The sequence below is a fragment of the Variovorax sp. 05N34 genome, assembly GCF_056397405.1.
In genome coordinates this window covers 252,120-264,049 of the sequence record NZ_JBFTNI010000003.1, presented here as the reverse complement: position 1 = coordinate 264,049, position 11,930 = coordinate 252,120, and the positions used below count along the sequence as shown (strand labels likewise).

Below are 11,930 nucleotides of genomic sequence, written 5' to 3'. Positions count from 1 at the left end.
GGTAGTTGCGAGCTGGCCTTTACTTGACGGGATGGATCTCCAGTTCGTCGAGCCTCGCGGAGAGGCCGTAGTAGTTCTTGTCGACGGCCGAAACGAACTCGACGACGTTGGTACCAGGCTTCAATGCCCCTGAAGGAACCTGCGCGGTGAATCTGTACCCCGGCTGCCAGCCGAGGGCCAATTCAACGCCGTTGATTCGAATGCGGAAGCTGTCCTGAATGGCGGGGTTTGCGATCAGGTCAAAGTTTCCGGTTAGCTCGTAGGGCTTGTCGGTGGGCATCAGTTGGAAGAGCAGAGACGCGCGCTCCTGCGATTTCCAGGTTGCAGTGTCATGCTGGAAATAGCCGGGCTTCCAGTCCGCAGGACGCCAGCCATTTCCCTGAATGGGGACTTCCAGACTCCACCATTTTCCAAAATCCCAGCGGTGGCTCGATCGGGCAGCTTCGGATTCAAACAAGCCTAGATTTCTGCTTCCTGGCTTCCGGTTCAGTATGTTCCGGTAACGCCTTGCGGCCGGTGTGTCGGCCGAAGCAAGTTGTTGACGGTAAGCATCGAGGGCCCTGTCGGGTACAACGTTTCCGTCTTGGTCGATCACGAGCTCGACGGCCTGGGACTTGGCCAGCACGACGTCCTTTAGCGGCTCGGCAGACAAACCGGGGACCGGATCGGCCGCCTTGAATCTCCAACTGTCGCTCTCTTCAACGCAGTGTCCCTGTCGCAGCAGATCGTCCGCGCGCGCCAGGTCGCTGCCGGGCATGAGGCAGATGGTGGGCATGCGGACCGGACGGTCGTAGAGATAGGTCAGCGCTGAGTCCAGGTTGTCGCGCAGAAACCAGACATGCGAAAGCTGATTGGAATAGTCGAGGATGACCAACTCCTTGTCGCTTTGAGCGCCAGCATCGAAGTTCTCGACGATGGTGCGAAGGAGCTTCCGCTGTGCCTCGGAGAGCTTCAGGTAGTGATGAAATTGATAGAGTTGGGCCGCCGCCCCTGCCGTCATCAGGAGCAGCACGGCAGCGCAGGCCAATGCCTTGGACCACCTCGCAAGGCTCATGGTGAGGGCGAGAACAACCAACGCGGCGCCGAAGCTTGCAAAGAGATAGGTGCGCTGGGAAATGAGAACGTGCGAGCCCGAAAACAGATACGGCACATAACCTAGGATCAGCAGTAGCAGGCCCGAAATGGCAACACGGGTGCGCATGCTGGCGTTGCGAGGCTTGGCGGTTTCGACCAACTCATGCGGGGCAGTGCCTTCGTTGCGCGGAAACAAAAGGGCCGATACAGAGCAGATCAGGCCGAAAGCCAGCACGTAGAAGAAGCTGTGAAACTCCCCGAGGGCCATGCCCCATGCGTCATACCACCCGCCGGCAAGCGCGCGTACGAAGGCTATCTGGAATAGCTTGGGAAGCGCGTGATAAAGGACACTGAAGGGGGAGTGGCGGTCTGTGATGGACTGCTGATAGGACTCTCCGCCCGACGCCGATGCGTAGGCAACGTACAGCAAATACACGATCCCTGACGCGATCCACGCCAAGGTCGGTGCCGGGTTCTGCCGAATGCTGCGAAGCGTCGCCCCGGCACCGTCGCGGCACCAAAGAACGAAGAGCGGGAGCATGATCATCATCAATGCAACTTCGTACATCATTTGCGCTGCAACCAGGCATGCGCCGCCCGCTGTGATGTTGATCCAGCGCGCCCATCCGGCCTGCTGTTGTTGTGCGCGGACCAGAAGGGCCGCACCCAGCAGAAGGACTGCCAGCGACAGATTGATGTGCTGGCTCCGGAACGAAAGCTGCATTGTGTCGGCCGGATAGAGGAGAAAGAGCAGCCCGAAGATCACACCCCATCGTGGCGAGCGCGTCGCGAGTGCAGCAAGACAGGACGCTGCCGCACCTTTCATGATGAGCGTCGCCATCAGCACCCAATGCCATCCATCGAACGAGTCCCGATGCAGCAGGAAACCGATGGCGTGGGGAAACACCGTGAGCGGTCGAAGCCTGTGTGCCTCCAGCAGCGAGTGTGCTTTGACGAACAGGACTGGTCCTTGCGTGGTGAAGACCCCCAGTACTCCCCATTCCTCGATCAGTCCGTGGAGGCTGAAGCCGAACGGCAGCCAGAGAAGCAGGACTAGCAAGGTAGGCGGCAAGGCGAAGCTGAGCCAGGTTCTTCTCATGGGATCATCAAGCGGAAAGTCATCAAGCGGAAAGTCAAACCTCGGAGCTGTCTCAGTGAAACAGCCAGCGGCTTGCCGCGAAAGTCAGAGGGATGGTGATGGCGATGCTTGCAAGTGGCGCGAACTCGGCGTGCAGATGCAGGAGGTCAACCCACACGTACACGATCCCGGCGCCCGCAAGGTACTGAGCCAGATACACCAGCGGCAGCATGGCGGCCTTCCTCTCGCTGCGCGGTGCGCCGAAGACGAAGAATCGGTTGAGCGCATACGCGAGCGCGATCCCACTGGTGAAGGCGAACGCGTAGCTCAACCAGTACGGCAGCAGCTGCAACAGCGCCAGATACAGCAGGTAGGTTCCGAGGGTGTTCACCCCTCCCGAGACAAGAAACCGGAGGAAGGCGGACGAATTGCGCGCGGCAGCCATCGGCGCGATCAGGGCCGACCGTCCTTGCCCAGCTTGGCACGCAGGAAGTCGGCATGGTTGCGGATGTAGTCCGAGGCATCGTAGTGGTCCGAAGCGAAGACGAGTAGCACGGCGTCGGGCGAATAACGGTACTGGATACCCCAAGTCATGGGCGGCAGATAGATCCCAAGCGAGGGGCTGTCGAGCTTGAATTCTTCACGCTTCACGCCGTCGTCGGCCACCACGCTCACTTGGCCTTTGACAGCGAGCAGGAACTGATGGCACGTGCGGTGCGCATGCTCGCCGCGGGTTTCGACAGTTGGCACGTCGTAGACGAGAAAGTAGCGCAGCGGTTTGAAAGGAATGTCTCTCTCGAATTCGCCGACTGAGAGGCTGCCTCGCATGTCCGGCACGGAGCGCAGCGTGTGCAGCGTGACGCCGGCGACGGAACTCTGGATCACCCCAGGCGCTTTGGCGCCCTTGGACTCCGGCGCAAGCCGCGTGGACGGAGTGGCATCCACGTATCCGGTAATCCGCGCCGGGTTGCCAACCACGATGGCATTGGATGGCACCGAACGCGTAACCACTGCGCCCGCTCCAATCATCGAGTTGCGCCCGATCGTGATTCCCGCAAGGATTGTGGCGTTTGCACCGACCGAAGCGCCTGACTGGACCGTGGTCCGGGCGAAAGCTTCGGGGTACTGCTTGCTCCTTGGGAACAGATCGTTGGTGAAGGTAACGTTAGGGCCGATGAACACATCATCCTCGATCGTCACGCCGTCCCAAACCTGCACACCACACTTGATGGTGACGCGATCGCCGATCACCACGTCGTTCTCGACGAACACATGATCGCAAATGTTGCAGTCGCCACCGATGCGCGCTTTTGGCAGCACGTGTGCAAAGGCCCAGACCCGAGTGCCCGGACCGACGTGGGTGCTTTCGCAAAGTGCTTGGGAATGGGTGAAGTAGTCCATGGCTTCAGGTCGTCTGGTTGAACTGGTGGATACGCATCGTGATCGTGTGCGGTCGACCTTTCGTGTTCTCGTAGATGCGCCATGCGTACGACCCGACGATCCCGAGACCGAAAAGATTCACGGCTCCGAGGAAGACGATCGTGAGGATCGTCATTGCGTAGCCTGGCACCGAGATGAACCCCATGATCTTGCCGATCGTCACCACCAGGCCAAGCAGGCCTGCCAGGGCAGCCGTGATGCCACCGCCGCGCACCAGGAGACGGATAGGGAGGTCCGTAAATGAGAACACGCTGTCCATCAGATAGTTGACCTTCTTGCGCAAGGTCCAAGCCGACTTGCCGTGTTGGCGCGATCTGCGTGAATAGTGGATCAGCTTGCGCCGAAAACCGAGCCAGAAAAGCTGAGCGATCAGCGAACTGTGGCGTTCGTCAAGCCGAAGAAGGTTGTCACGAAACTCCCTGTTGCAAGCGAAGACGTCGACGCCACCGGGCGGGACCTCGGGCACCACATACCTTCGGTAAAACCACCAGAAGATCTCGGCGGGCAGGCGAGTCATGAAAGGATCGTCGCGCCCCTGCCGTGTACCGACGACCACGTCCACGGATTCGGTGCGCAGCGCTTTGTCCATCTCGAGCACAAGCTCTGGCGGTTCTTGGAGGTCCGCTGCCATGACCGCGTATCGGTCGCTTTCAGAGAGTTCCAGACCGGTGCGGATTGCCGAGAAAGAGCCGAAGTTCCGTGACAACAGCGCGAGCTTGGATGCAAACGGCCGCGCCGGAAGCGCGTCGCGCAGCAGTTCGAAACTTCGATCGGGGCTGCCATCGATGACGAACACTGCTTCCATCTCGCCGCCCAGGTCGCGGTGAAGGCCGCTGACCGCATCGAGCAAATCGGAGATCGAAGCTTCATTTCGATAGACGGGAACAACGAGCGTCAACACTGTCGTGACCTCAACGCACAAAGAACGATCGCACCCCGTCGATCACCCGGGAGCTTTCAGCATCGGTGAGGCCAGGGAAGCATGGCAGCGAGACGACCGTTCGACAGGCGTGCACGCTGTGCTCGAGGATCCCTGTCACCTGCGCCTTGGGATAGGCGCTCTGTAGATGGTCAGGAATGGGATAGTGCACGTCGGTGGCAATCCCCTGCGAGCGCATGTGCTCCCGAAATGCCTCGCGGGCTTCCACGCGCACGACGTAGAGGTGGCCCACATAGTCCTCTTGCACTGAAGGAGGCAGCAGGAGCGGTAGTCCATGAAAGGCACTGTTGTACTTCGCAGCGATTTCTCGACGCTGGCGATTGGCCGCGTCGAGATGGGGTAGTTTTGCGCGCAGTACGGCAGCCTGGATTTCGTCGAGGCGACTGTTGCGGCCCAGTGGAGTCGACACGTGGTACTTGTCGGACCAGCCGTATTGGCGCAGCGTGCGCACAGCTTCAGCCACCGCGACTTCGTTGCAGACGACAGCACCGCCATCTCCCAGAGCACCCAGGTTCTTCGTTGGGTAGAAGCTGAAGCAGCCGACGTCGCCGATGCTTCCCGCCCGTCGGCCATGTCGAGTTGCGCCATGTGCCTGTGCGCAATCCTCGATCACCTTGACGCCGGCGCGATGCGCCAAGGTCACGATTTCTTCGATGTCGGCCATCTGTCCGTAGAGGTGAGTCACGATGACTGCCTTGGGCTTGAGCTCGAGCGCAGTTGCGAGGGCGGCTGTTGCCATGTTCAGCGTTGTGGCTTCGACGTCCACGTACAAAGGCTTTGCGCCTATCGCGTGGATTGCGGTGCTTCCATAAAAGCCCGCATTCGCAACGCAGACCACTCGGTCTCCGGCTGAGACGCCGACAGCTCGCAATGCCATCTCGAGCGCATCAGTACCATTCGCAAGCGTGACGCATTCGATTGCGCCGATGTAGCTCGAAAACTCGCTTTCAAACGCCGTAACCTCGCTGCCCAGGACATACCTGTTGCTTCGAAGAACGCGAAAAATGCCGGACTCGAGATTCAGTCCGGCATTTGCGGCTTGGGCGGAAAAGAGTGGAATCATGGAAGCAGGTCTTGTTCTGGGCCCGGAATGGAGAACGGATCCGGCAGCGGCGACGATTCAGGCAGGTCGCCATCGAGCTGGAACAACAGAAGCGGTTCGACGATCGCATCCGCCAAGAGCATTTCAGGAGAGGCGCCCCAATCCCGCATTTGTGTCATCAGTCTATCTGCCATCTGGACGAGAGGCTTTGCGGTGGCGATCGGCCGCGTCAGTTGCACGAGATTCTCAGCGTAGTTCCTGGCGGTAAATGTGGCTGTCGCCCATTGCTGGCCTCGGACGGCCATTGCGCGACGTTTCTCCGGGTTCATACAAAGAAACTCGAGTGCGTCCATGAGCTTTGGCACCTCGCTCTGGTGAGGAATCTTCAGCACGCAATCGTCCGGCAATTCGCTATAGAAACTTGTGTCGGTCACGATCACAGCCTTGCCATAGAGCAATCCTTCTATGGCCGTCGCCGATGCCGCTTCGAAGCTCGGCCACCGAAGGCAGCAGGCAATGTCGGCCTCGTTGATGGCAATTTGCAGCCCGGTACTGTCCGTTTCTCCGGCAACAGTCAATTGCACGCCAAGACTACGCGCGAGGGCAATCAACTTGATGGCGTACGCAGGTTCAATACGGCCGCAAAGTCGGTAATGAATCGCGTGGCGCAAGAGCGCGCTGCTCCCAATGGCTTGTATGACGCTCTCGATTCGCTTGTTCGAATTAGCGTGCCCGACCGTAATGACGTTCACCATGTCTTTGCGCGCGGGACTCGTCGAGCTTGCCTTCACCGCAAATGGTGCGTCATAAGGGAGCGGCACCGCGCGCACGGGGCCCGCGCAGGCACGCGTCACGCGGCGCATTCCCCAATGACTGTGGGATATGACGCCATCCGCCATTGCGCAGACCCACTCGGTCATCGGATAGATGGTGCTCGCATCTTCCATAAACTGATGACCATCGCGCACGTTGAAGAACCGGGTGGCGACCTCCTCGCCATACCATTCCTTGAGGACCCTCAGCGCCTCCTTCGGGCGAGACTGAGCCCAACCCGCGAAAAGATGCGCGACCACGAAGTCATGCAGGCAGACGATTCCAGGCAGGCGGTCCAGCCAATGCATGGCGCCGCAGTGAAGCTCGTAGTTGTTCCCGACTTGGTAGACCAGCAGGTCTGCGTCTTGTGTGACGCGCATGACGGCGGCGGTATCGGTCCAGGAGACCTGCTCGACCGTGCACGAATGGTGCAACTCGTCGGCAGCTACGTTCTGTTCCGTCCTCACGATGACGACTTGCTGCTCAAGTGCCTGCAACGCTCGCACGACGAGTGCCGTAACGCGCCCGATGGCCGAGTGGGTGACGAGGGGGCTGAAGATCGCGAACTTCATGAGAGCAATGCCTCGACAGTTGCCGGCCAGGTGACGTTGTACGAGACCCAACAAGCCTTGGCGGCAGCTCCGAAATCGCGCGTACGCTTTGGATTGGCGAACACCATGCTCAATGCCTCCGCGAGGCTTTTCGCGTCGGGCGATGCAACCCAACCCGTGCGGCCATGTTGCGCCAAGCCGAGTACTCCTCCGCTGTCGGTCGTGCTGATCAAGGCCTTTTCGGCCGTTGCGGCTTCCATGGCGACGTAGCTGAACGATTCCTCGTCGAATGGAAGGGAGGCGACTGCCGCTGCGCCGTTGATGTAGGCAGCGTATTCGGCGCGATCGAGAAAGCGCAGGTCCAGTTGAACCCGGTCCAGTACGCCAAGGCGCTCCGCAGTTTCATGGAGCCGCGCTGCATCTGCAGGCGAGTCGGGCGGTCCAGCGACAACCAGCCGCACGCTTTTCGAGGCTGTTGCCATGGCCTCTATCAGCAGGTGCTGCCGTTTGGCCGCGTTGACCCTCCCACCTGCAAAAACGTAACCCTGTGGCTGCCCGCCGATGAAGATCTCCGGATCGTTGATGGGTGCACGCAGCACGGTCGAAGGGAAGCCGTTGTATTTGGCTAGCCGCTTCTGCGTTACGTCTGAAATCGAGAAAATGCGACGGGCGCCACGGAAACATTCGTCGTCGGCGTTCTTGATCACTCGGCGGATGTCAGCGCCGGCGGGGCCTTCCGGAAGATTTGTCTGTCCTGCGTCAAACAGGTCATAGGCTTGGCGGTACTGATGTACCAGCCACAAGGTCTTGCTCGGGTGGGGAATGAGGTACGCCGGAAACTTGAGAGCGATGACATGGTCGACGTTCTGCAGCATCAGGGATCGAGCCATCAGCATTTGCGAAGGTATACGCGTTGCGGGCTCCCACTGAAACGGAAGCCTGAGGATTTCGGCCTCGTGCCCTGCAATCTCCAGGTTGGTCTTCAGATGAGTAGCCATGGCTTCCGCACCACCAGAGACAAATGGCGCCATGTTGTTGACGACAAGCACTTTCACGCCAACAGCCTTTCCAATACCCGAGACCAACTGATGCCCAACTCGTCGATTCGAGCCTTCGCGTTGGCGCCCATTTGCCGCGCCCCGTTTCTGTCTTCATAGAGGCGGTCCATCGCCGCTGCGAGCGCCCGCGGCTCAGGCTCGCTGACAAGCCCGTTGACTTCGTGGATCACGAACTCCAGCGGCCCGCCTGAATCCGTGCTTGTAAGCGTCGGCTTGCCCGAATGTGCAGCCTCGATGGTGGGATATCCGTAAGAGTCTTCGTCCTCGGGCAGATAGGCCGCCGCCAGACAGTCTGCCAGATAGCCGGCTTTTTCATCTTCGTCGACCCAGCGGTTCTCCACGATCACTCGGTCACTCAGTCCGTGCTCCGCGGCCGATTGGGTCAGCAAGCTCGCGTAAGCGACGCCCGCGCCGAGCCCGCAAAACCGAAGGCGAACTGGTGTACGGCAATACTGAAGGGCTTCGGCCAGCAGATGTTGCCGCTTATGGTCTTCCAGGCGGCAGATGCAGACGATCTCGTCGTTCGATTGGCGATACTGAAATCGATCCGGATGGAGAACTGGGGGAAACAGCGGTTCGCTTTCGATGCCGTTGAAGCGCTTGAGCCGATCGGAAACCACCTGGGAGTTCGAGAACACATGCTTTGCCTCGAGCAATGCTGCCGTGTCGGCGGCTCGCAATGCATCCCGAATGCCTCGATGCTTCACGTCATCCGGAAAATTGCGGTACTCGCTGTCCCAAAGATCGTAGAAGACGCGCAGGTGGTGAATGAACCAAACGATCTTGTGCGGGTGGGAAATCAGGTGGGACTGGGGGCGGAAGCAAATCACACGGTCCGCCGCGCTCAAGTCAATGAACCGAAACGCGGCCATTTGCGTGAAAAGATGCTCCGGGGTGTCCACTTCCGGAAGGTAGATGCGCTCTACTTCGTGTCCTGCTTGACGCAGCATGGTCTCGAGCCACTCAACAATATTGCGATAACCGCCGTTGATGAATGGGACAAAAGATGAGCAGAGCGCAATCTTCATTGATTCAGCGCTTGCGCTAGCGTCGCGGCGATGCGGTCAACGTCCGCTTTCGTCAGGTACTGATGGGTTGGAAGATTCATGCCTCGTTGCGCCCACAGGTCGGCAACCGGGTAGATCGCCTTCTCTTGATAGGGGGGCAGCACATGCATGGGATAGAAAACTGGCCGCGTCTCGATGTCCGCCTGATCCAGGGCAGCCATCACGTTGTTGCGCCGGCTTTCGTCCCCTTCGCGCAGGAAGACGGTGTACATCCAATACACGTGCCTCATCCCTGGGTGCGTCACGGGCAGCACCAGCACGTCCTTGAGGGGGGTCAATGCTTCGTCATACAGCCTGGACAGCACCCTGCGATCTTCCAATGCCTGATCGACCGTCTCCATCTGGGCTAGACCGATCGCCGCCTGGATGTTGGTCATGCGGTAGTTGTAGCCGACGACAGGAAACCAGTAACGTCTGTTCGGGTCGACACCCTGTCCACGATAGAGCCGCAGTCTGGCGGCGAGCTCATCGTCGTTGGTCGTGATCATCCCGCCTTCGCCCGTAGTGATGATCTTGTTGCCGAAGAAGCTGAAGGTCGCGCAATCCGCAAGATTTCCCACGCGCTTGCCGTTGACCTCTGCACCGTGAGCCTCGGCTGCATCCTCGAGCACCCAGAGATCATGCTGGCGCGCGATCGCATTGATGGAATCCATATCAGCCGGATGACCGTAGAGATGAACAGGAATGATGCCGCGCGTGCGCTTGGTGATCTTCTTTTCGACTTCCTTCGGATCGATGTTCATGGTGTCGGCGCACACGTCCACCAGCACTGGCGTCGCCCCGCAGTAGCGCACCGCGTTGGCCGTTGCAATGTACGTCACCGTGGGGATGATCACTTCGTCCCCCGGCTGCAGGTCCAGAGCGACCAGCGCTAGGTGAAGCGCTGTCGTGCCATTGTTGGCGGCAATCGCGTGCTTCGTTCCGCAGAACGTGGCAAAGGCTTGCTCGAAAGCGCCTATGTACTTGCCATTGGACGAAATCCAGTTGGTGTCGAGGCAATCAAGGACGTACTTTCGTTCATTGCCCGCAAGTTTCGGTTCTGCGACGGAGATCCGCTTCATTGTGGCTTTGTCCTTTCATTGATCTTTCTGGCCGGCACCCCGGCGACTCGCGAGCCTGACTCAATGTCAGAAATAATGACGGAACCGGCGCCGGCCACAACGTCCCTGCCAATGCAAACGCTCGGGATCACCCGACTTCCGATTCCTAGAAACGCGCGCGCTCCGACAGTGACATTTCCGGCCAGAGCGCATTGCGGTGCCAGGTGTGCTGCCTCCCCGACAAGGCTGTCGTGGTCGATGGTTGCAGATGTATTGACAATGGCCAGATCTGAAATGCAAGCGTCCGCATTGATGACGGCTCCGGCCATAACGGCGATGCCCTTTCCCATCTGTACTGATGGGGAAATGACTGCTGTCGGGCTGATGGCATTGACCAGTTCGTACCCCATCCCCCGCGCGGAACCCGCAAGACGTTGACGTAGAGTGTTCGAGCCGACCGCAATAAAAGCCAATGAGTATCCCTCGTCGCGAAGGCGCAGCAAGTGGTCATCTCCCTTTAGGACCGGAACGCCGAGACAAAACTCGCCGCTGTCATGCCCTCCAATACAGAAGGCGACCGACATGGATGAAGCCATCAATAGTTCGATGCAGACCTTCGCGTGCCCACCGGCTCCGAGGACAATGACCTCTTGCTTCATGCGCCACCCTTCGCCCTTGTCCAGACGGTCGAGCCGGGACGTGAAAAAAGCAAATTCGTTGAAAAACTGCTTTCGAGCTCCGACAAGGATATTTCGCTGATAGCTCCAGTTTCCGGATCGATGGCGTTGTAGGTCAACCCAAGATCGTGAAACTGGCGCAGCCAGTCGGCCGTCATGTGTTCTGTTCTTCGCAAGTGAGAAATGCCGAATTCAACAATGAGGGCGATTTCGGGATTGCGTGCAATGGCGCTGGCGGCCCCTTCCACAACCTCGAGTTCCGCCCCTTCCACGTCTATCTTGATCAGATCCACCTTGATGTCGTGTCCAACGACATCATCGATTCGCATCAAAGGCACTTCCACCGGCGCCATAGCGGGCAGGCCGGAAGATGGCAAGGGATACAGCGAGTGATGACCACTGGTCGAACCCAGATGCAGCGCTTCGCTGCCGGTTCGATTTGAGACTGCAACCTGATAGGTTTCGACCATCGAAGAAAACCCATTCATCCAAACAGTTTTGCGCAGGAGATCGTGTGTCGCAGGAAAGGGTTCAAACGCAAAAATGCGGCCCTTTTCACCCACCGCCCGTGCGGCTGCAAGGGTGTGCATACCGATATTCGCGCCAGCATCGACGAATACGTCCCCAGGCTTGAGAATGCGATCGATCAAGAGCCGCGTGCCACGCTCGAGTTCGCCTGTTTCCATGAGGAAAGACACAAGAGCGAAATCGGATGCTGGACACAGCACCGACCCTACGGCAGTGCGCAATAGTAGAGCGTCAGGCCCGCAAGGAACGGCAATTCTGCTTGCTGTGGCCTGGACGAGTTGCTCCAGCCGGTCCAACCGGTCTGAGATGGGCGGCGACATCCGCTCTTTTTCGGGATCGGGGCTCGTCTGATGCCGATTCCGCTGCAGTGATTCACGGACCGACTGAATCTCCTGAAGCACGTGCGTGGTGTGAATCGTGAGCATCCGATCCATGGCCGCCGCTTGTGCTTGCTGATGAGATTCCAGGTCCTGCGCGAGCCTCTGGTGCATTTGCTGCGCTTGCGCCTGCAGGGGGCCAAGGAGGTACGCTCGAAACCGGAAGGCGGCAGGCCGTATGAAGGGTCCGACTGCTCTGAAAGAGAGCCGTGCCACGTGGCGCAGCGCTCGCTTCACCCTGGACC

11 protein-coding genes are annotated in these 11,930 nt (G+C 59.3%); all 11 read right to left on the bottom strand.

The window, feature by feature from the left end; all coding sequences use genetic code 11:
• Positions 1–19: 19 nt before the first annotated feature.
• Positions 20–1,840: a hypothetical protein gene (locus AC1DMA_RS10265; protein ID WP_478144108.1), complete on the bottom strand. Its 1,821-nt coding sequence runs from the start codon at positions 1,838–1,840 to the stop codon at positions 20–22.
• Positions 1,841–2,225: 385 nt separating this feature from the next.
• Positions 2,226–2,597 (bottom strand): GtrA family protein, encoded by a 372-nt coding sequence (locus tag AC1DMA_RS10260; protein ID WP_478144107.1) that lies wholly within the window; start codon positions 2,595–2,597, stop codon positions 2,226–2,228.
• A gap of 8 nt (positions 2,598–2,605) precedes the next feature.
• Positions 2,606–3,553, bottom strand: coding sequence for a WxcM-like domain-containing protein (locus AC1DMA_RS10255; RefSeq protein ID WP_478144106.1), 948 nt, complete (start codon positions 3,551–3,553; stop codon positions 2,606–2,608).
• Positions 3,554–3,557: 4 nt separating this feature from the next.
• Positions 3,558–4,493 carry a glycosyltransferase family 2 protein gene (locus AC1DMA_RS10250; RefSeq protein ID WP_478144105.1) on the bottom strand — a complete coding sequence of 312 codons (936 nt, stop codon included), beginning with the start codon at positions 4,491–4,493 and terminating at the stop codon, positions 3,558–3,560.
• Positions 4,494–4,503: 10 nt separating this feature from the next.
• Entirely contained in the window at positions 4,504–5,595 is a 1,092-nt protein-coding gene (locus AC1DMA_RS10245; RefSeq protein WP_478124951.1) for a DegT/DnrJ/EryC1/StrS family aminotransferase, read from the bottom strand.
• The gene (locus AC1DMA_RS10240; protein WP_478144104.1) at positions 5,592–6,959 is read right to left on the bottom strand and encodes a glycosyltransferase; all 1,368 of its coding nucleotides are present in this window, start codon (positions 6,957–6,959) and stop codon (positions 5,592–5,594) included. The genes AC1DMA_RS10245 and AC1DMA_RS10240 overlap by 4 nt, the downstream gene beginning before the upstream one ends.
• Complete coding sequence (locus AC1DMA_RS10235) at positions 6,956–7,993, bottom strand: glycosyltransferase family 4 protein (RefSeq protein ID WP_478144103.1); 1,038 nt, start codon at positions 7,991–7,993, stop codon at positions 6,956–6,958. Before AC1DMA_RS10235 ends, AC1DMA_RS10240 begins: the two co-directional genes overlap by 4 nt.
• Positions 7,990–9,024, bottom strand: a complete 1,035-nt coding sequence (locus tag AC1DMA_RS10230; protein ID WP_478144102.1) for a glycosyltransferase family 4 protein — start codon at positions 9,022–9,024, stop codon at positions 7,990–7,992. The genes AC1DMA_RS10235 and AC1DMA_RS10230 overlap by 4 nt, the downstream gene beginning before the upstream one ends.
• Positions 9,021–10,124, bottom strand: a complete 1,104-nt coding sequence (locus tag AC1DMA_RS10225) for a DegT/DnrJ/EryC1/StrS family aminotransferase (RefSeq protein WP_478144101.1) — start codon at positions 10,122–10,124, stop codon at positions 9,021–9,023. Before AC1DMA_RS10225 ends, AC1DMA_RS10230 begins: the two co-directional genes overlap by 4 nt.
• The gene (locus AC1DMA_RS10220) at positions 10,121–10,762 is read right to left on the bottom strand and encodes an acetyltransferase (protein ID WP_478144100.1); all 642 of its coding nucleotides are present in this window, start codon (positions 10,760–10,762) and stop codon (positions 10,121–10,123) included. Before AC1DMA_RS10220 ends, AC1DMA_RS10225 begins: the two co-directional genes overlap by 4 nt.
• The gene (locus tag AC1DMA_RS10215; protein WP_478144099.1) at positions 10,759–11,799 is read right to left on the bottom strand and encodes an FkbM family methyltransferase; all 1,041 of its coding nucleotides are present in this window, start codon (positions 11,797–11,799) and stop codon (positions 10,759–10,761) included. The genes AC1DMA_RS10220 and AC1DMA_RS10215 overlap by 4 nt, the downstream gene beginning before the upstream one ends.
• Positions 11,800–11,930 lie beyond the last annotated feature (131 nt).